Below are 18716 nucleotides of genomic sequence, written 5' to 3' on the forward strand. Positions count from 1 at the left end.
GGACCACCCGTCCGGCGAGGTCGCGGGCGTAGAAGGCCTGCTTGTACGTCTCCGGGCGCCCGACGGCCTCGATCACGACGTCGGCGCCGTTGCCGTTCGTCAGTGCCCGGATCGCCTCCACCGGGTCAGCTTCGCGGGAGTTCACGCCGTGGGTGGCGCCCAGGTTTTTGGCCATCTGGATCTTGTTCTCGTCGATGTCCACGGCAATGATCGTGGTCGCCCCGGCCAGCTTCGCGCCGGCGACCGCGGCGATGCCGACACCGCCGCAGCCGATCACGGCCACGGACTCCCCGCGCTTGACCTCACCGGTGTTGATCGCCGCGCCGATGCCGGCCATCACACCGCATCCCAGCAAACCCACCGCGGCGGGGTCAGCGTCCTCATCGACCTTCGTGCACTGCCCCGCCGCGACCAGGGTCTTCTCCGCGAACGCCCCGATCCCCAAAGCCGGGGACAGCACGGTGCCGTCCTCCAAAGTCATCTTCTGCGTGGCGTTGGCGGTATTGAAGCAGTACTGCGGCTGGCCCTTCGCACACGCCCGGCACTGCCCGCACACCGCACGCCAGTTCAGGATCACCCGGTCACCGACAGCGACCTCCGTGACACCGTCACCGACAGCGGAGACCACACCGGTGGCCTCATGGCCCAGCAGGTACGGGAAATCATCACCGATACCGCCCTGCTTGTAATGCAGATCCGTGTGGCACACCCCGCACGTCAGGATATCCACCAAAGCCTCACCCGGACCCGGATCCGGCACCAAAATCGTCTCCAACGACACCGGAGCGTCCTTCTCCAGCGCAACCACTGCCTTGACTTTATGAACCATAACTTTCGCGTTCCTTTCACGCTGTATGCCAGAGTGGCCGTGCCCTCCGGCATTTCCCTACAAGGGCTGTTTTTTTGCGGCTGACAAGCATTGCACGGTCATCCTTGGGTGCAACTGTCGGTCGGGGCTTAGTGGTGTGGAGTAGGCCACAGCCGGAGCACCTCCGCAAGGAGGATAGCCTGACATGACACTGGTATAAGACTGATATATGAACGATGGTAATTCGGGGGTTACAAGGGTGTCAACGAGCAGCCGCCACCCCCTGCCCCAAGGCGACCCAGGAGTCTCAAGTAGCCGGTGACTTGTCAGGGGAAGCCTTGTAGTGTCGAGCCACCAGTCACTCATGACAAGACACCGTAGCTAGGAGACATCATGGCAGCCAACAATGAAGAGGAAGTTCTGGCCCAGTGGAGCGAGCAGCTGGCGCAAGCACTTCAGATCCCGGATCTGGAGGTGGATCAGGAGCTACTTCTTGAACTGGCGAGGAGGTCTGCAGACTCAGTGATACACGCTTCTGCGCCAGTGACGGCCTTCATGGTGGGTTATGCGGCCGGCCAGGAAGCCGGTAAAGGAACTGCGGGTTCCGGAGCGACTTCGAGCGAGGCGACTGTCAGGGCCGCCGACATCGCATTCACGCTGTGCGAGAGGCGGGCCGCCGGCAGGGGAGGCAACACGGCCGGGTGAGGCAGGCCGTCCGCGCGTCAGGCACCGCCCTTTCGGCCACCGCAGATGGGCGGCAACTCCTAATACATTCAGGTAGCGTTCATCCACCGGCGAAAGGCGGGAGGACGTCGATGACGTCCTCCCTGCCAAGGCCCAGGCCCAGGTCCCGTACAGCAACTTCATTGCGGAGAAAACTGCTTCGGGCGATGATCCCGGCCAGCGGAGGCGTTCCCGCCGGAGGCTCGCGCCGCTCAACCGCAAGTATGGCCGTCAGGAGTTCATTGAGCGTCACACCGTCTGCAAGGTCATGACGTTCCTCTTCCACACCGGCGGCGGAACATGCGGCGGCAAAGTATCGTACCAACATAATATTCAGCCTCCGATGGCGCTCATGCTGCGGCCCGACTGCTTGAAATCCGGTGAATCGAGGCCAGAGTGGTCCTTGCCGTGTGCCCGCGGTTTAATCCACATTGCGTCTTGCCAGCATCGTGCCAGCTCTTCGTCATCAGCCCCAGAGCGCATGAGGCCCAGCAGGTCGAATTCCTCGCTGGAGAACAGGCAGCTCATGAGCTTGCCTTCCGCCGTGATGCGTGTGCGCCGGCAGTCCCCGCAGAACGGTTCGGTGACAGAAGCGATGATGCCCACCGTGCCCAGTACCGGCCCCTCGGTGCCGGCTCCACCAGCGTTTCGCCTCCTGATCTGGAAACGTTCTGCCGGGGCACCTGCCCGTTCCCGAAGGTCCGGGGTCAGGATGAAATCCTGGGAGAGCAGTTCACGGATCTCGGCAGCAGTGATCATGTCCTGCCGAGTCCAGCCGTGATCGGCGTCCAGCGGCATTTGCTCAATGAACCGGAGCTCGTATTTGTGCTCAAGGGCCCAGTTGAGAAGCCCGGACGCTTCGGCATCGTTAATGCCCCGCATCAGGACGGCGTTGATCTTGACCGGACCCAACCCTGCAGCGCTTGCCGCTTCGATTCCGGCAAGCACCCTGTTGAGGAACGGACGCCGGGTGAGTGACTCGAACGTCTCTTGGTGAAGGGAGTCGAGGGAGACATTGATGCGCGTAAGCCCGGCGTCCTTCAGTGCCTGGGCTTTCTTGTCCAGTCCGACGCCGTTCGTTGTCATGGATATAGGCAGGTCAGGGTGCTGTCTCCGGAGGGAGAGGACAATATCCACCAGGTCAGGGCGGACCAGGGGCTCGCCGCCTGTAAGCCGGAGTTCCCGGATGGCCAGTTTGGTGACACTGATACCGACAACCCTCACGATTTCGTCTGCTGTCATAACCGCTTGTTTGGACAGCCATTCCAGGCCCTGGGCGGGCATGCAGTATGTGCACCGCAGGTTGCATTTGTCGGTGAGGGACAGGCGGAGATCTGTTGCCTGGCGCCCGAACCGATCCAGAAGGCCGGCAGGAACTCCGGAAGGACGGGGGGGAAGTACGGGCAGACCCCCGCTTCTGCCGGGGAGCCGGGGAATTCCCAGCTGAATAGTCATAATTTTCTATACCTGTTTCTTCACCTCAGTGAAGAGTCTTTCGGGTTAGGCGGTTATTGATCGACCACTGTCCGTGCCGCGGCCGTGCAGAAGCCGGCCACGGCACGGACAGTTGCAGGCTTAGACGTGCTTGTCTCCGCCAGGGTTTGGAGAGCCGTCGGCGCCTTGTCCATCACCTTCGTGAGTGGTCACGAGGTCGAACTGAACGCCGCCGTGTTGTTCTACGCCGGTACGGATGGCCCGTTCCATGACGGTTGTGGCGAGCCGGCGCCGCAGGGAAAGCGGGTCGCGGCGGAGGTCACGGGTTAAAGCGAAGCAGAGCAGGAGCATGACCAACACGAACGGCAGGGCGGCGACGATGGTGATCCGTTGCAAGCCGGACAAGGCTTCCGAGGGTTCATTGCCGCCGGCCAGGAGCATGACGGCGGCAACGGCTCCGGTCAGCGTGCCCCAGAAGACGATCACTCCGCGGCGGGGTTCCTCGGCGCCACTGGAGCTGAGCGACCCCATCACAATGGAGGCCGCGTCTGCGCCCGTGACGAAGAAGATGGCGACCAGGACCATCGCCAGGACGATGACTGCGGCGGTGGCCCAGACGGGCATGCCAAGGTTCTTGACCAGGTCGAAGAGGGCACCGTCAAAGTTGACGGAGGGGATCCCGTCGACCGTGGTGACCAGGCCGGGAGTGTTGGCCTTGTCGGCTTCCTGCTGCACGTGGAAGGCGGCGCCTCCGAAGATGCAGAACCAGATAACACTGACAACACTCGGCACGAGCAGTACGCCTGTGACGAACTGCCGGATGGTGCGGCCGCGGCTGATTCGGGCGATGAACAGTCCCACGAACGGCGTCCAGGAGATCCACCAGGCCCAGTAGAAGATAGTCCAGCCGGACATCCAGGTGCGAAGAGCCTCATCGCCGACTGCCTCGGTTCGTGAAGCCATTTCTGCAAGGTCCCGGGCATAATTGCCGACGGCGGCGGGGAGCAGGTTCAGGATGAAGAGGGTGGGGCCGGCGACGAAGACGGTGAGGGCAAGGATGAGGGCCAGCACCATGTTGATGTTGGAGAGCCACTGGATGCCGCGGCTGATGCCCGACACAGCGGAGGCGACGAAACAGGTTGTCAGGATGGCGACGATCACCACGAGGAATGGCGTACCGATTTCTCCTACCCAGCCGTTGGAGGTCATGCCGCTGCCGATCTGGAGGGTGCCTAAGCCCAGGGATGCGGCGGTGCCGAACAGGGTGGCGAAGATGGCCAGGATGTTGATGAACTTCCCCACCGGCCCTTCGACCATCTTGACGCCGAACAGCGAGGTGAAGGCGGTGGAAATCAGCTGCCTGCGGCCCAGCCGGTAGCTGCCGTAGGCCATGGCGATGCCCACCACGGCGTACATTGCCCAAGGGTGCAGGGTCCAGTGGAAGATCGAAGTGGCCATGGCGGTCTGGACGGCTTCGGGCGTTCGTCCGTCCACCGTTCCGGGCGGGGGCGAGACGTAGTGGTAAAGCGGCTCGGCCACACCGTAGAACATGAGCCCGATGCCCATGCCGGCCGCGAACATCATGGCCACCCAGGACACGGTCCGGAACTCGGGCTTTTCGCCGTCCTTCCCCAGCGGAATGGTGCCGAATTTGCCCAGGGCAAGCCACAGGACAAAGATCACGAAGAGCGAGGCCAGTCCCATAAACAGCCAGCCGGTGTACTGCATGACCCAGTCGAGTGCGTTTTGAGATGTTGTTGCCAGGCTGTCCCTTCCGGCAAAACCCCAGATGACGAAGGCGAGGGCCAGGACACCGGTGATGCCGAAGGTAGTTTTATCAAGGGGGAGAGAGCGGCGCCTGCCAAGTGCGGCCGCCTGCTCAGCTTCGGTCTGCCGCAGCTCTTGGAGGATCTGTTCGGTCTCTTCCGTATCCTGCAGGCTGAGTGCTGCGGATCCCGGATTGAGGGTGGCCACTTCCGGGTCATCCACAGTAGCCACGGTTAATGCTTCGTTGGTCTCTTTGCTGCTGGGGGCCGTGTTTGTGTTGCCTGCCGGATTTTCGTCGCCGGGCAGTTGTTCAGGTGTCGTTTTTACAGCCATGAGCGGGTCCTTTGCTCGGCGAAAGTCATGAGTTGGCCTAGACATGGCCTTCGGGTGTCAACCCGGGAGGAAGGTTGGGCGCCTCGTCCGATTCGTTGACCATAATGTCGCCGTCAACAACCTTGACTTCATGGTGGCGGACTGGGAGTTTGGCCGGTGGCGCGTCAACTGAACCGGTGCGCAGATTGAACTTGGAAGCGTGCAGCGGGCATTCGACCCAGCAGTCCTCAACGTAGCCGTCGGCAAGGGAAGCATCCTGATGAGTACACGTGTCGTCGATGGCGAAAAGCTCGCCTTCTTCAGTATGGAAGACAGCGATGGGTGGTGCCGTGTTAAGCCGTAGCGCCTCCCCGGGCGCGAGTTCACTTAGCGGGCAGGCCTTGTGCATAAAGCACCTCTATTTCGTACGGGGATAAGAAATTTATTTTTCATGCTGTTGTGAACTCGCGGTCATAGACTCCGCTTCTTTGTTCCGGAAGGATCAACACAGTTCGCCTTATGCAACAGCGTGCGCTCCGTCACAGGGGATGTCAAGGATTTTTTCTGCCGTTACGGACCCATTTTCCTCTGCGTCGGGGCAGGTTGACAGCTTCATGTGGCATCCCTCACCCTGTTGCATATCGTGATTCATGTTGCGTATAGAGCAATTAGAAGTGGGGAATTATGCAGACGCTTGCGATCGTCGGAGCCTCCCTGGCAGGCCTCTCTGCCGCCAGGGCCGCTCGCGCTCAAGGCTTCGCTGGACGGCTTGTCATCATCGGCGATGAGCATCACCGTCCCTATGACAGGCCACCGCTGTCCAAAGACTTTCTGCTCGGTACCATCACGTCGGAAGACCTCCTCTTGGAAACCGATGATGACGGCTTGCAGGCGGAGTGGCTCCTAGGGGGTGGAGCTATTGGTTTGGATGCAGCTTCACGAACCATTCGGCTGCACGACGGAAGCTCCGTCAGCGCCGACGGCATTGTGATAGCTACGGGCGCGCGCGCCCGGAAACTGCCGGCCCTGGACGGGCTTGAGAATGTTTTTTACCTTCGGACCATCGCAGATGCCCAGGGGCTGGCGTCAAGGCTGGTGCCGGGGGCCCGCATGACTGTCATCGGTGCTGGTTTCATTGGCGCTGAAGTCGCCTCCGCCGCTGCCTCTCGGGGCATGGAGGTGACCATGATCAACAACGCACCGGTTCCGTTTACAGCACAGCTCGGTCAGGACATGGGCGACGTCGTCGCCAGGCTACACCTGGCCAAAGGCGTCAGGCTGATCTGCGGTGCCGTCATCGAAGAGTTCAATACAGGCGGACGCGCCGTCACCGGGCTCACGTTGGCTGATGGCCGTCACATGGAAACGGACGTTGTCGTCGTTGGCATTGGCGCCGAGCCGAACACGGAATGGCTGGAAGGATCCGGCGTCGAACTCGGTCCGGGCGTACTGTGCGACGCCATGGGCCGCACCAACGTTCCCGGGATTGTCGCCGTGGGTGACTGCGCTGCCTGGTTCGATCCTGCGGCGGGGATCCACCGCCGGGTTGAGCACTGGACCGGTGCACTCGAGCGCGCAGCCCTGGCTGTTCAGGCACTCTTGGACAGCAATGCCCCGGAACAGCCGTTGAAGCCGCCTTACTTCTGGTCTGATCAGCACGGGGTCAAGATTCAGTTCGCCGGGCACTCGGCCGGCTACGACCGGGTCGAAATAGAGACAGGTGATCCCCAGGAGCACAGCTTCGTTGCCGTGTACTACCGCGGCGACGATGCCGTGGCGGTCCTGGGCATGAACCAGCCGCGGCTTTTCACCAAATGGCGCCGAAGCCTGGCAGCTTCGGCACCGAAGCCGGCGGTCAAGCCCGGCTTGGTTGCTGCTGCGCCTTAAGCCCCATCCGTCGTACTAAACCCAATCTTTATTGCACCAGTTTTCACGCACTTAGTTAGTGCCGTCTTGAGGAGTACACATTGTCTGTTGAGGTAACTACGCCGAGCCTGATCCCGACGCTGGGCGGTCATTTGTATACGGATCCGGCTATTTTCCGGGCTGAGCAGGAGCGTATTTTCGAGCAGATGTGGTTCTGTGCGATCCGGTCTGCTGATCTGGACAAGCCCGGGTCGTGGCAGACGGTGCAGGTGGGTCGGGAGAGCGTGTTGATCTCGCGGACCCGCAAGGGGCAGATCCGGGCCTTTTACAACGTTTGCCGGCACCGTGGTGTGAAGCTGTGCATGGAGGAAAAGGGCGAAGCGGCCCGTAACTTCCAGTGCCCGTACCACGCCTGGACCTATGACTTCGAGGGCAAGCTGATCGCTGCGCCGAACCTGACGAAGATGCCTGACATTGACCGGGACGAGTACGGCCTGTCCAAGGTCCACATCCGTGAATACCTGGGCTATGTGTGGGTGTGCCTGGCCGAGGAGCCGCCGTCCTTCGAAGAGGAGGTCATGGGCGCGATCGAGGAACGTCTGGGCGACGTGCATGCCATTGACGGGTACGATGTGGCGAATCTGTCCCTGGGCCGCCGGATCCGTTATGACGTGAAGGCGAACTGGAAGCTCATCATTGAGAACTTCATGGAGTGTTACCACTGCGCCACGATCCACCCGGAGCTGACCGAGGTGCTGCCGGAGTTCGCTGACGGGCTGGCCGCGCAGTACTTCGTCGGTCACGGCGCGGAGTTTGGTGAGGACATCAAGGGCTTCACCGTGGACGGCTCCGAGGGCCTGGATGTCATCCCGGGCGTGGGTGAGGACCAGGACCGGCGCTACTACGCGATCACGATCAAGCCGACCGTGTTCGTGAACCTGGTTCCGGACCACGTGATCATCCACCGCATGTTCCCGATGTCCGCAGACCACACGATCGTTGAATGTGACTGGCTGTACCTGCCCTCCGTGGTGGAGTCCGGCAAGGACGTCAGCGCCTCCGTTGAGCTGTTCCACCGCGTGAACATGCAGGACTTCGATGCCTGCGAGCGTTGCCAGCCGGGCATGGCCTCCAAGTCCTACGCCAAGGGCGGCGTGCTCGTGCCCAGCGAACACCACATCGGCGCTTTCCACGACTGGGTCCAGGAAAAGGTCGGCGACGTCCAGCTCTCCGGAGAAGCACTGCTGGGCCTCACCAAGGACACCCCGCCACTGGAAGAACGCGCCGAAACCCTGCAGCGCAAAGAGACCCCAACCCCAGCCTCCTAAAGGCAGGCGCTCCTAACGGAACACCCAGGCACCGGCGATGACCCCCGACCACCCGCCCGGGGTCATCGCCGCGTGTACCCCATGTTGGCGCTGATCTGCAGCCCCGCCTCCGTCATTGCTTCAAGGAGTCCCGGTGTCTTTTCCGGGTCAAAGCGGAAGGCGGGTCCGGAGATGCTGATGGCACCAATGACTGTTCCCACGTGGTTGTATACCGGGACGGCCATCGAGTTGAGCCCGATTTCGAACTCTTCACGGTTGATGCAGTAGCCGTCATGGGAGATCTTGAGGAGCTCCTTTTCCAGCTTGTCCCTGTTGGTGATAGTCAGGGGTGTGCGTGCAGGGAGCCCCGTCTCTTTGAGGATCCTGTCGCGGTCGTCCACGGGCAGCGCTGCCAGCAGAACCTTCCCGCTGGAGGTGGCATGCAGCGGGGTGAGGCTGCCTACCCAGTCGTACATGGCGAGCGAGGAGGGCCCCATGGCCTGGTCGACGTTCACGGCATAGTTCGAGCGCAGCACGGCCAGGTTCACAGTTTCCTTGAAGGCATCGGCCAGGCTCTCCAGAACGGGCCGGGCTTCACGGACAAGGCTCAACCTGCCGGGGATGGAGCTGGCCAGCCGCAGGATGCCGAAGCCCAGCTGGTACTTGCCCCGTTCGCTGTTCTGGTGGACCATGTCCCTGCTGACGAGGGACCCCAGCAGCCGGGAAACGGTGGACTTGTGAATGCCCATCTCCTCGGCTATTTCGCTCACGCCGGCATGGCCGTCCCGGGCCAGTATCTCCAGGACTGCGAGAGCGCGGTCTACCGACTGGACGCCGCCGTGCTGGCCTGCCTCGCTCTCGATCTCAGTTTCAGGGTTAGTGTTACGTGCCATGCTCCGTACTCTCGAGTAATTTCTGCGGCACGCTTACCCGCCACAAGGCCGCCGCAGCGTCCTCCCGTTTAATTCCACAGTCTGATCCTAGACCGGGATGTGTGACTGATCAGACATTGGGTTAAGCGCTTTAACGCGGCGGGGCCAAAGTTCAGCCCAGGTTAAGGCGCATGAGCACTCGTGGGAAGCCATTGAGAATAGAGTCAGTGTCCGCCGCTTTGCTGAACCCGGCGTGTTCAAAGAGTGTTCGCGTGCCGACATAGGCCATGGTGAGATCAACCTTCTTGCCTTGGTTGTCCACGGGATAGCCTTCCACGGCGGGTGCTCCGTACGAGCGGGCGAATTCGACGGCGCCCGCCAGCAGGTGATGCGAGATGCCCCCGCCCCGATGCCCCGGGCGAACCCGGATGCACCACACGGACCAGACGTCGAGGTCGTCCACATGTGGAATCTTCCGGTTGCGGGCAAAGCTGGTGTCCGCCCGCGGATGGACGGCGGCCCAGCCCACCACGTTGTCGCCGTCGTACGCGAGCACTCCTGGCGGCGGGTCCTCCTTGACCAGCTGCTTCACCAGCTCGCCACGTTCTGTGCCATGCACCTTAAGGTTTTGCTTGGAGGGGATGCGGTAGCTCAGGCACCAGCACACGCTGGCGTCGGGCCGCTTCGGCCCAATCACCGACTGCACGTCCTCGAACCGGGTTGCCGGACGGACCAGGATCGCCATGTGGCTCAGTCCTTTCGTTCGCGGCTCACTCCAAGCCCGGGCTTACCGCAGGCCCTTGCTGTGGGCCATCGCGATGGCTTCGGTGCGGGACGACGCGCCCACCTTGCGGAAGATGTTCCGCAGGTGGAATTTCACCGTGTTTTCGCTGATGTGCAGTTTCGCGGCGATGGCTCGGTTCCGCTGTCCGGCGGCCAGCAGCTGGAGCACCTCCAGCTCGCGGTCGCCGAGCTTCCATTCCGAGACGTCGGCCATCTGGCGGGCCGGCGGATCGAGGGGGATTGCGACGGCGACGTCGGCGCCCCACCCGGGCATCACGTCTACCGACATCCGGCCGTTCAGGGCTTCAACACGGCTACCCAGACGGGCCATGTTTGGTGCCTCTTCGGACAGTTCGCCCGGGCCGTCGTCGCGCACGTTGACCAGCAGGTTCTCGCCGTCGCAGTCCCACTGCGTCCTGATCCGGCGCACTCCGCCCTGGTCTACCATCGCGAGGACGAGACCCCGGACGATCGCGCGGGCCGCATGGGCCACCTCGCCCGGCAGGGCACGGCCGTTGACGGGAGGTTCGATGAACTGGACGTCAATGCCGCTGAAGTGCATCAGCGGTTTCAGGTCGTCGCGGAGGCGCTGGAACGCCGAGGACACCGGCTCTTCCACCAGCTCGGTGGTGCGGTCATTAAGCGTACGCAGTCCCACCAGCGCCTTGGCGGCAGTTTCGGTGGCCGCCTTGCGTGCGGCGTCGTCTGTGAGGGCCGGGGAGCGCAGCGCGGCGAGCAGGGTTTCGAGAGTGGTAGAGTGCCGGTCCACGAGTTCTGCCGTCACACTTACCCGTTCGGCGGAGGCCGCACGGGATTCAATGAGGTACGACGGCGGTGCATCCGCCACCTTCTCCCGGATCCGCTCGGCCGCCAGCGTCCAAAGGTAACGGAGCAGCCGCTCCGCCGGGCCCCGGTCAACAGGATCCGGCAGGGGCCGGGGATCGGCGAGGACCAGCAGCGCATTGCTCGGTGAGGACAGGGCCAGGACCGGGCGTTTCTCGCCGCCGAGGACCGCTTCACCGAGCCAGGGGGAGCCGCCGCCGTTGCCTGCGAGCCCGGCTTCACCTGCGAACCGGGCTTCGTCCCCGGCGCTCCCGTCGCCCGTCACCAACGACCGAAGGTGGTCGAGTTCGGCAACGGATACACGGCTGATGATGGCTTCGTCACCGGCCTTCTTTTGGGGCCGCCCGGTGCAGTCTTCGGTGAAGATGATGAGGGCGCTGCTGCCCACATAGGGAAGCGTCGCCTCCCGCAGCTGCGCGGCGATGGTGGCAAGCGTCGCGGTGGACACTGCGGCGATTGCCTGAAGCAGCGGCTGCGCGTGGAGCACGAGCGTGTTCAGGTCCGGCAGCCCGACGTCCAGCGGGGCAAGGCGGCTGGTTTCGGAAGCTTCGAGGGGAATAACCACCTGCCCAGTTTACGGCGTTTCGCAGATTTGCCTACCCCTTTGGGTGGTTAAGACCGTCCGATCATAGCGTTGGACCCACTCATCAGGCGGGTGAGGATGGACAGGTAACAACTTTCCTGAAGGAGGTACCTGCCAATGAGCGTCGTCTCAGAAACCGATCCCGCCGCCCTGGCCGATGTGTCCCGGTCCTTTGACCGCAACCGGAGCCTTGTCCAGGACGAAATCAGCGGTGTGTTCCAGAACGTCGATCCGGCGCAGGTCGCAGCCCTCGTAACCGAACTGAGGCTGGCTGACAGGATCTTCGTGACCGGAGCGGGGCGAAGCGGCCTCGTCCTGAAAATGGCGGCAATGCGGCTGATGCACCTCGGGCTGACCGTGCACGTCGTCGGGGAGATCACCGCGCCCGCCATCCGTTCCGGCGACCTGCTCCTGGCGGCATCCGGCTCCGGCACCACTGCCGGCGTCGTCAAGGCCGCGGAAACTGCCGCCGCCCAGGGTGCCCGGATCGCCGCCTACACCACGAACGCCGGTAGCCCACTCGCGAAGGCGGCCTCCGCCGTCGTGATTATCCCCGCCGCACAAAAGACGGACCACGGCTCCAGCCTCTCCCGGCAGTACTCGGGAAGCCTCTTCGAGCAGGTGCTGTTTGCCACCACCGAAGCGGTGTTCCAAAGCCTCTGGGACGAGGACGCCGCAACGCCGGAGGAACTCTGGCAGCGCCACGCGAACCTCGAATAAGCGGTTACCCGCTGACCCAAGACCTCACCGACTAAAACCCAGCCTCACCGCAAAAGAGAAAGAGAATCACCTTATGAAACTGCAAGTTGCAATGGATGTCCTGACTGTTGAAGCCGCCCTGGAGCTCGCCGGCCAGGTCGCCGAATATGTGGACATCATCGAGCTCGGCACCCCGCTCGTGAAGAACGCCGGGCTGTCCGCCGTGACCGCTGTGAAGACCGCGCACCCGGACAAGATCGTCTTCGCCGACCTGAAGACCATGGATGCAGGTGAACTGGAAGCTGACATCGCCTTCACCGCCGGCGCTGACCTCGTCTCGGTCCTCGGTGGTGCCGATGACTCCACCATCGCCGGTGCGGTCAAGGCAGCCAAGGCCCACAACAAGGGTGTCGTGGTTGACCTGATTGGCGTCGAGGACAAGGTGACCCGGGCCAAGGAAGCCCGCGCGCTGGGTGCGAAGTTCGTAGAGATGCACGCCGGCCTGGATGAGCAGGCCAAGCCGGGCTACAACCTGGACGTGCTGCTCAGCGCCGGCGAGGAAGCCCGCGTGCCGTTCTCCGTGGCCGGCGGCGTAAACCTCTCCACCATCAACGCGGTGCAGCGCGCAGGCGCTGACGTCGCCGTCGTCGGCGGTTCCATCTACAGCGCTGCGGACCCCGCCGTTGCAGCCAAGGAACTGCGCGCCGCGATCATCTAGTCTCGCTCGGTTCATCCGGCAAACGAACAGCGGATCGGCCGTCGCCCTAGGGCGGCGGTCGATCCGCTGTCGTTTGGGCAGACGAATGCTGCAACGACTTATCGTGCGCTCACCGCGGGCGCCCCGAGGATGCTGTCCAGCAACCCGTTGCGGAACTTGGCCTCGGGATCGTGCGCCGCTGCCAGCAGGCGGAAATCGGCTAAGCGGGGGTAGAGCGTCTCCCAGTCGTGGCCGCCAGGCGTGAAGAGCTTGCCCCAGTGGGGTCTGGCACCGAACGGCCGAAGCAGGTCTTCGAGCTGCGGCAAAACGGCCTCCACTTCAGGCTGCAGCGGCTTCCAGGTGAAGTGCACGGCAACGCTCTGCTGGCGGTAGAAGGGGCTCAGCCAGAATTCGTCCGCGGCGCCGGTTCGGATCTCGGAGACAAAAAGCAGCGGCGCGAGCCTGTCCGCAAGGCTGCGGACCGCCTCGAGCGCGGCAGGAGCGTGCTCAAGCGGCAGGATGAACTCGCTCTGCAGTTCCTCGCCCTTGCTGGGCGTAAACTCGTGCCGGAAGTGCGGCAGCCGGTCCAGCCAGCGCCCGGGCTTATCCATCTGGATTGTGCAGTTCTCGGCTGACATGCCCGGCAGTGGGTGCCGGGGGTGGACGGCAGGCGTGGCGCCAAAGAGGTCATTCACGGCGGGCTCCGAGTCCAGCGCCTTGAGCCAGACCTGGTTGATGGACTCGCCCGCGAAGTCGGTGAAAAGGCTGACGCTGTACGCGCTGGATACCAGCTGCGTGAAGTCCGCCAGCGCCCGCTCCCACGGCAGGTTCTCCAGAACGCGCTGGCGCACGGCGAAGCTTGGCGTGACGGCGAGCTCTAGGCCGGTCACGATGCCCAAGGCGCCCAAACCCACCACGCTTCCCAGAAACTCATCCCCGTCCGCACGGGAGAGCGATACCTGCTCACCGGAGGGCCGGACCATATCAATGCCCACTACCGCTCCGGCCAGGGAGAGGTTGTTCACGCCGGAGCCGTGAGTGCCCGTTTGGACTGCGCCTGCCACGGAAATATGAGGCAGCGACGCCAGATTATGGATGGCGGCGCCGGACTCTTCCAGCGTGCGGCAGAGGGCGCCGTAGCTGACTCCGCCGCTGACATGCACAGTCTGCCGGTCCGGGATGAGTTCGATGCGCTGCGGCAGGGCGTCCAGCAGCACGTGCACGCCGTCGGTGTCCCCCACCTGGTTGAAGGAGTGCCGCGAGCCAAGGGCCTTGACCCGGGTGGCGCCTGCCACCAGCTCGGCAAGTTCAGCCACCGATTCAGGCCGCTCGACGTCCGTTGACGAGTAGTCCAGATTTCCTGCCCAGTTCTTCATTGGGACTTTCCGGTGGGGATGCATGCTTCCACTGTGAGCGCTAACAACCTCCTTGTCAACACCCTTCCGGCGCTGTCCGCGGGCGCGGACGGTAACATCATCAGCAGTAGTCAATGCAGCAGTCGCCTGGGCGACTGGATTCGTCCGGACCCGTGAAACCTGACCCGTGAAAGGGGAGCAGTGCGCGCAACCGTCAAGGACGTCGCGCGTCGCGCCGGCGTTTCCCCCAAGACCGTCTCGAATGTGATGAACGGCGTCGTGCCGGTCAGCGGATCCACCCGGCTTAGGGTGGAGCAGGCCATGCTCGAACTCGACTATGTGCCCAACCTCTCCGCCCGCGGCCTGCGCAACGGCAGGTCGGGCGTCATTGCCCTGGCGCTGCCGGACCTGGCGACCCCCTACTCTGCCGAAATTGCGCACAGCGTGGTGGAAGTTGCCCACGAGCAGGGCTGGAGCGTCCAGATTGAGGAAACGGGATCCGATCCGCAGCGCGAATACGAACTCCTTTCCAAGGCCCGGTCCAATCTCGTCGATGGCCTCATCCTCAATCCAGTGGTGCTGGACGAGAGCGCCGTCAAGGTGGGCGTCTCGCTGCCCCCGGTGGTCCTGCTCGGGGAAGTCTCCCAAAAGCTGGCTGACCGCGTGTGGGTGGACAGCGTTGCTGCTGCCCGCGACATGACGCTGGCACTTGCCCGAACCGGACGGCGTCGCATAGCCGTGCTCGGAACTGCCGAGGGCAGGAGCTCGGCCGCAGCAATCCTGCGCACGCGCGGCTACCAGATGGCGCTTGATGAGCTCGGTATTGACCGGGACGACTCCCTGCTGATCCCCTGCGAGAAGTGGACACCCCAGACGGCTGCCGACGCGCTAGCCTCGTATCTGGATTCGAACCCGCTCCCCGAGGCCCTGTTCTGCTTTACCGACTCCATGGCCATCGGCGCGCTGAGCGTGCTGTGGAAGAGGGGGATCAGGGTCCCGGAAGACGTGGCGGTGGCAGGCTTCGACGACATTGCCGATGGCCAATATGCCGTGCCCTCCCTGACCACCGTGTCCTTCGACAAGCGGCGCATAGCCACCGAGGCGCTGCGGCTGCTGACGGAGCGCATGGCTGACCGTGGCGGGGGGCAAAGGGTGGCCACCGTCGACTACAAGATCGTCGAGCGGGACAGCAGTAGGGGCTAATCGAGACTCCACCATCAAATTGTTGGCGCTAACAATTTTTCCTTGTGGGACCCATTACATCGATGTAATGTGGGATCTGCGTCACACCGGGCCCTGCTTGTCCCACAGGGAACTGGCCGTATTCAGAGGTGGTGTGCCACAAGGACCTAGTTTTCAGCGGACCCATCCAAAGGAGTGACGGGTGAAGCAATTCGATTCTTTTGCCGGGAAACAAGTGACCCGGCGGCAGTTACTGGCAGGCTCGGCTGTCCTGGGCAGCATGTTCGCGGCGGCCGGCCTCACGGGCTGCGGAGGGAGTGCCAACGCAGCAGTGCAGGACATTGACTTCTGGCATCTGCTGTCCGGCGGTGACGGCATCAAGATGCAGGCAATGATCAGCAAGGCGAACGAGGGCAATCCGGGTTTCACCGTTCATCCAACCGTTCTGGCGTGGGGGCCTCCCTACTACACGAAGCTGGCCATGGCCTCCGCCGGGGGCCGTCCGCCGGAGCTGGCCATCATGCACGCCAGCCGGGTTCCGGGCTACGCGCCCGGCGGACTCATCGACCCGTGGGACATGTCCCTGCTGGCAGAACACGGCGTGACGCCGCAGAGCTTCGCTCCCAGGATCTGGGACAAGAGCCAACAGAATGGGCAGGTTTTCTCCGTCGCCCTGGACTCCCATCCATTCGTGATGTTCTACAACACCGACGTTGCCGGCAAAGCCGGAGTCCTCGCCCCCAACGGACAGTTGCAGGCGGCAAATTCGCCGCAGGAGTTCATCGGGATGGCCCGCGAGATGCAGAAAGTGACCACGGCTCACGGCCTGTCCTTCGGCTACCTTGGCAGCGGGTCCCAGATGTGGCGTCTCTTCTACACGCTTTACAAGCAGCACGGCGTGGACATGGAACTCACTCCCGGGCAGCCGATGAAGGCCGACCGGGAGGCAGCGGTCGAGTCCCTCCAGTTCATGGCGTCCCTGTTCGACGACACGGTCGCAGCCAAGAGCGGGGACATCAGTACGGGTATTGCCGAATTTGCCCGCGGCAGTTCAGGAATGCTGTTCAGCGGCGTCTGGGAACTGCCCACACTCCAAAAGGCTGGATTGCCGGTCGATGCGGCAACGATCCCCACGCTCTATGGAACGCCAGCTGCCTATGCCGACTCACATTCCTTTGTCCTGCCGAGGCAAATAAACGACGACGACGAGAAGCGGCGCAACGTGTACAAGTTCGTAAGCGACGTCCTCAAGGGATCGCTGTCCTGGGCCGAGGCCGGACACATTCCCGCTTACCAGCCGGTCGTGCAGTCACGGGCATACCGGGAACTCACCCCTCAGACTCATTACGCCAACGCGGCGGACATCATCACCTACGACCCGGAGTCCTGGTTCAGCGGCTCCGGCTCGGACTGGCAAACATATTTCGCCGAGAACGTACAGAACGTACTCCTCGGCCGCGACAAGGCAGCCGACGGCTGGGATGCCTTCGTGCACCGCACCAACACCCTTCTTTCCCGGCCCAATCCGGTCTGAGGCCACACGAGCGACAAAGGAGTCCCTGATGAGTTCCTTAGCAACATCCCAAAGCGGCGAGCGTGCAGCATCGTCCCGCCTGCGCCAGCCCGGTCAAGACCCGTCCAGCCCGGCATCCTCCCTGGGCCCGCCCCGTGCGCGCAAGACCAGGGACAACCTGACAGGCTGGGGGTTCGCTGCCCCGTTCCTGGCATTCTTCCTGGTCTTTCTCGTCTGGCCCATCCTTTACGGCCTGTTCATGAGCATGACCGGCAAGTCCCTTACCGGTGCCAATGACAGCCTGATCGGTCTGGCCAACTACGCTGAGGCCCTGGCCGACGCGGACATGTGGCGTTCCCTTGGCAACACGCTGTACTTCACGGTGATCAGCACCGTTCCCTTGGTGCTCGTTGCCTTGGTCATGGCAGCACTGCTGAACGTCGGGCTGCCTGCCCAGTGGCTGTGGCGGCTCTCCTACTTTGCTCCGTACCTGCTCGCCTCGACGGTGGTCTCGCTCTTCTTTACCTGGATGTACAACCCGCAGCTGGGGCTGATCAACGACTCACTGTCCAAAATCGGGCTGCCCAAGGTGGCCTGGCTGAATGACCCGAATGTGGCGATGTGGTCAATCGTGATCGCAACGCTGTGGTGGACGGTCGGCTTCAACTTTCTGTTGTACCTGGCGGCCATGCAGAACATCCCCCACCAGCACTACGAGGCGGCATCCCTGGACGGGGCAGGAGCCTGGCGGCAGTTCTTCTCCATCACCCTGCCGCAGTTGGCACCGACCACCGTGATGATCGTTCTTCTCCAGATCCTGGCATCACTGAAAATTTTCGATCAGGTCTACCAGATGACGGCGGGCGGACCCAGCGGCTCCACCCGGCCGGTTGTGCAATACATCTTCGAAACCGGGTTCACCGGCTACCGGCTGGGCTACTCCGCAGCCGTGTCCTACATTTTCTTCGGGCTGATCGTGGTCGTCTCGGTCATGCAGTTCTTCGTCACGCGCCGCAGGAGTGCATAACCATGGCAACCCAGACACTCACCCGCCCCGCTCCGCACACTGCCACCGCACCAGCGACCCGAAAACCCCGCCGGAAGATCACTGCCGGCAGGGCCGCCGTGACTGCGGTCGCCGCACTCCTGGCAGTCCTGTGGCTCGTTCCCTTCGCCTGGGCTACGGTCACGGCCTTCAAGAGCGAGACCGACGCCGCAGCATCGGAAGTGAGCTGGTTCCCGCCGTCGGGCTTTACCGCGGATGCCTTCGTCAGAGTGTTCCAGGACGGCAACATTCCGCTGTGGACGTGGAATTCGCTCTACACGTCGGCGGCCATCACGGTGATCACGCTGGTCACCTCTGCTCTGGTCGCCTATGCCCTGTCCAGGATCGACTTCCGGGGCAAGAGAGTGCTGATGACGGTGATCATCGCCTCAATCATCATCCCGCCGCCGGTGCTGATGATTCCGTTGTTCTATCAAATGGTCGCTATGCGCATGATCGACACGCCGTGGGCGGTCATCCTGCCGCAGGTCATTCATCCCGCCATGGTGTTTGTGCTCAAAAAGTTCTTTGATCAAATCCCGCGTGAACTCGAGGAAGCCGCGGTGATGGACGGTGCCAGCCGGATGAGAATCTTCATACAGATCATCCTGCCGCTCTCACGACCCATCCTCGCCGCCGTCGCCATCTTCGTTTTCATCAGCGCATGGAACAACTTCCTCTGGCCTTTCATCTCCACCAACGACGGGTCCATCCTGACTCTTCCGGTGGGACTGCAGACCATCAAGAGCGCCTACGGAATCCAATATGCCCAGAACATGGCATCCGCGCTGCTTGCAGCTTTGCCGCTCATCCTGGTTTTCCTGTTTTTCCAGCGCCAGATCATCAAGGGCGTTGCGACGACGGGACTGGCCGGCACCTGAACCGGCCTTCTGATTACTTCCAACGAACCTGTTCAACCAAAAGGAG

The 18716-nt window shown here is 62.9% G+C and carries 18 protein-coding genes; 9 read left to right on the top strand and 9 right to left on the bottom strand.

The features are described from left to right. The coding region (locus ACIP9X_RS16285; RefSeq protein ID WP_400480796.1) for an alcohol dehydrogenase catalytic domain-containing protein at positions 1 to 829 on the bottom strand (829 nt) is incomplete at its 3' end. Between the two features lie 372 nt (positions 830 to 1201). Between ACIP9X_RS16285 and ACIP9X_RS16290 the strand changes: the two genes are divergently transcribed. After that, on the top strand, positions 1202 to 1513 hold the full coding sequence (locus tag ACIP9X_RS16290) for a DUF6457 domain-containing protein (protein ID WP_400480797.1): 312 nt from the start codon (positions 1202 to 1204) through the stop codon (positions 1511 to 1513). A 79-nt stretch (positions 1514 to 1592) separates the two neighbouring features. Here ACIP9X_RS16290 and ACIP9X_RS16295 read toward each other — a convergent pair whose 3' ends face one another. From ACIP9X_RS16295 to ACIP9X_RS16310, 4 genes are all read right to left on the bottom strand, one after another. Beyond that, positions 1593 to 1859 (bottom strand): MoaD/ThiS family protein, encoded by a 267-nt coding sequence (locus tag ACIP9X_RS16295; RefSeq protein ID WP_400480798.1) that lies wholly within the window; start codon positions 1857 to 1859, stop codon positions 1593 to 1595. 5 nt (positions 1860 to 1864) lie between these two features. Then, positions 1865 to 2986, bottom strand: coding sequence for a GTP 3',8-cyclase MoaA (gene moaA / locus ACIP9X_RS16300; protein WP_400480799.1), 1122 nt, complete (start codon positions 2984 to 2986; stop codon positions 1865 to 1867). Between the two features lie 120 nt (positions 2987 to 3106). Continuing rightward, positions 3107 to 5065 (bottom strand): BCCT family transporter, encoded by a 1959-nt coding sequence (locus ACIP9X_RS16305; protein WP_400480800.1) that lies wholly within the window; start codon positions 5063 to 5065, stop codon positions 3107 to 3109. A gap of 37 nt (positions 5066 to 5102) precedes the next feature. Beyond that, a complete protein-coding gene (locus ACIP9X_RS16310; protein WP_400480801.1) occupies positions 5103 to 5453 on the bottom strand; it encodes a bifunctional 3-phenylpropionate/cinnamic acid dioxygenase ferredoxin subunit in 351 nt (116 codons plus the stop codon). Between the two features lie 275 nt (positions 5454 to 5728). On the opposite strand from ACIP9X_RS16310, the gene ACIP9X_RS16315 reads away from it, so the two are divergent. Further along, the gene (locus ACIP9X_RS16315; protein ID WP_400480802.1) at positions 5729 to 6931 is read left to right on the top strand and encodes an NAD(P)/FAD-dependent oxidoreductase; all 1203 of its coding nucleotides are present in this window, start codon (positions 5729 to 5731) and stop codon (positions 6929 to 6931) included. Positions 6932 to 7011: 80 nt separating this feature from the next. Next, the gene (locus ACIP9X_RS16320) at positions 7012 to 8238 is read left to right on the top strand and encodes an aromatic ring-hydroxylating dioxygenase subunit alpha (protein WP_400480803.1); all 1227 of its coding nucleotides are present in this window, start codon (positions 7012 to 7014) and stop codon (positions 8236 to 8238) included. Between the two features lie 62 nt (positions 8239 to 8300). On the opposite strand, the gene ACIP9X_RS16325 is transcribed toward ACIP9X_RS16320, so the two are convergent. The 3 genes from ACIP9X_RS16325 to ACIP9X_RS16335 form a co-directional block, all read right to left on the bottom strand. Then, positions 8301 to 9110, bottom strand: coding sequence for an IclR family transcriptional regulator (locus ACIP9X_RS16325; RefSeq protein ID WP_400480804.1), 810 nt, complete (start codon positions 9108 to 9110; stop codon positions 8301 to 8303). A gap of 151 nt (positions 9111 to 9261) precedes the next feature. Further along, complete coding sequence (locus tag ACIP9X_RS16330; RefSeq protein ID WP_400480805.1) at positions 9262 to 9834, bottom strand: GNAT family N-acetyltransferase; 573 nt, start codon at positions 9832 to 9834, stop codon at positions 9262 to 9264. Positions 9835 to 9876: 42 nt separating this feature from the next. Next, positions 9877 to 11214: a LuxR C-terminal-related transcriptional regulator gene (locus ACIP9X_RS16335; RefSeq protein WP_400480915.1), complete on the bottom strand. Its 1338-nt coding sequence runs from the start codon at positions 11212 to 11214 to the stop codon at positions 9877 to 9879. Between the two features lie 201 nt (positions 11215 to 11415). On the opposite strand from ACIP9X_RS16335, the gene hxlB reads away from it, so the two are divergent. Both hxlB and hxlA read left to right on the top strand, forming a co-directional pair. Further along, positions 11416 to 12018 carry a 6-phospho-3-hexuloisomerase gene (hxlB, locus tag ACIP9X_RS16340; protein ID WP_400480806.1) on the top strand — a complete coding sequence of 201 codons (603 nt, stop codon included), beginning with the start codon at positions 11416 to 11418 and terminating at the stop codon, positions 12016 to 12018. A 73-nt stretch (positions 12019 to 12091) separates the two neighbouring features. Next, positions 12092 to 12715: a 3-hexulose-6-phosphate synthase gene (hxlA, locus tag ACIP9X_RS16345; RefSeq protein WP_400480807.1), complete on the top strand. Its 624-nt coding sequence runs from the start codon at positions 12092 to 12094 to the stop codon at positions 12713 to 12715. A 98-nt stretch (positions 12716 to 12813) separates the two neighbouring features. Here hxlA and ACIP9X_RS16350 read toward each other — a convergent pair whose 3' ends face one another. Then, positions 12814 to 14070 (bottom strand): D-arabinono-1,4-lactone oxidase, encoded by a 1257-nt coding sequence (locus ACIP9X_RS16350; RefSeq protein ID WP_400480808.1) that lies wholly within the window; start codon positions 14068 to 14070, stop codon positions 12814 to 12816. A 180-nt stretch (positions 14071 to 14250) separates the two neighbouring features. Between ACIP9X_RS16350 and ACIP9X_RS16355 the strand changes: the two genes are divergently transcribed. The 4 genes from ACIP9X_RS16355 (at position 14251) to ACIP9X_RS16370 (ending at position 18670) form a co-directional block, all read left to right on the top strand. Continuing rightward, a complete protein-coding gene (locus tag ACIP9X_RS16355; RefSeq protein ID WP_400480809.1) occupies positions 14251 to 15252 on the top strand; it encodes a LacI family DNA-binding transcriptional regulator in 1002 nt (333 codons plus the stop codon). A 181-nt stretch (positions 15253 to 15433) separates the two neighbouring features. Further along, entirely contained in the window at positions 15434 to 16765 is a 1332-nt protein-coding gene (locus ACIP9X_RS16360; protein ID WP_400480810.1) for an extracellular solute-binding protein, read from the top strand. Between the two features lie 28 nt (positions 16766 to 16793). Beyond that, positions 16794 to 17771 (top strand): carbohydrate ABC transporter permease, encoded by a 978-nt coding sequence (locus ACIP9X_RS16365; protein ID WP_400480811.1) that lies wholly within the window; start codon positions 16794 to 16796, stop codon positions 17769 to 17771. A 2-nt stretch (positions 17772 to 17773) separates the two neighbouring features. Then, positions 17774 to 18670 carry a carbohydrate ABC transporter permease gene (locus ACIP9X_RS16370; RefSeq protein WP_400480812.1) on the top strand — a complete coding sequence of 299 codons (897 nt, stop codon included), beginning with the start codon at positions 17774 to 17776 and terminating at the stop codon, positions 18668 to 18670. Positions 18671 to 18716: the final 46 nt, after the last annotated feature.

This window comes from Arthrobacter sp. NPDC093125 (genome assembly GCF_044754225.1).
Taxonomy (GTDB): domain Bacteria; phylum Actinomycetota; class Actinomycetes; order Actinomycetales; family Micrococcaceae; genus Arthrobacter.

Coding starts and splice junctions, on each gene's coding strand:
- ACIP9X_RS16290 (WP_400480797.1), top strand. CDS start 1,202: ATGGCAGCCAACAATGAAGAGGAAGTTCTGGCCCAGTGGAGCGAGCAG.
- ACIP9X_RS16295 (WP_400480798.1), bottom strand. CDS start 1,859: ATGTTGGTACGATACTTTGCCGCCGCATGTTCCGCCGCCGGTGTGGAA.
- moaA (WP_400480799.1), bottom strand. CDS start 2,986: ATGACTATTCAGCTGGGAATTCCCCGGCTCCCCGGCAGAAGCGGGGGT.
- ACIP9X_RS16305 (WP_400480800.1), bottom strand. CDS start 5,065: ATGGCTGTAAAAACGACACCTGAACAACTGCCCGGCGACGAAAATCCG.
- ACIP9X_RS16310 (WP_400480801.1), bottom strand. CDS start 5,453: ATGCACAAGGCCTGCCCGCTAAGTGAACTCGCGCCCGGGGAGGCGCTA.
- ACIP9X_RS16315 (WP_400480802.1), top strand. CDS start 5,729: ATGCAGACGCTTGCGATCGTCGGAGCCTCCCTGGCAGGCCTCTCTGCC.
- ACIP9X_RS16325 (WP_400480804.1), bottom strand. CDS start 9,110: ATGGCACGTAACACTAACCCTGAAACTGAGATCGAGAGCGAGGCAGGC.
- ACIP9X_RS16330 (WP_400480805.1), bottom strand. CDS start 9,834: ATGGCGATCCTGGTCCGTCCGGCAACCCGGTTCGAGGACGTGCAGTCG.
- hxlB (WP_400480806.1), top strand. CDS start 11,416: ATGAGCGTCGTCTCAGAAACCGATCCCGCCGCCCTGGCCGATGTGTCC.
- hxlA (WP_400480807.1), top strand. CDS start 12,092: ATGAAACTGCAAGTTGCAATGGATGTCCTGACTGTTGAAGCCGCCCTG.
- ACIP9X_RS16350 (WP_400480808.1), bottom strand. CDS start 14,070: ATGAAGAACTGGGCAGGAAATCTGGACTACTCGTCAACGGACGTCGAG.
- ACIP9X_RS16365 (WP_400480811.1), top strand. CDS start 16,794: ATGAGTTCCTTAGCAACATCCCAAAGCGGCGAGCGTGCAGCATCGTCC.
- ACIP9X_RS16370 (WP_400480812.1), top strand. CDS start 17,774: ATGGCAACCCAGACACTCACCCGCCCCGCTCCGCACACTGCCACCGCA.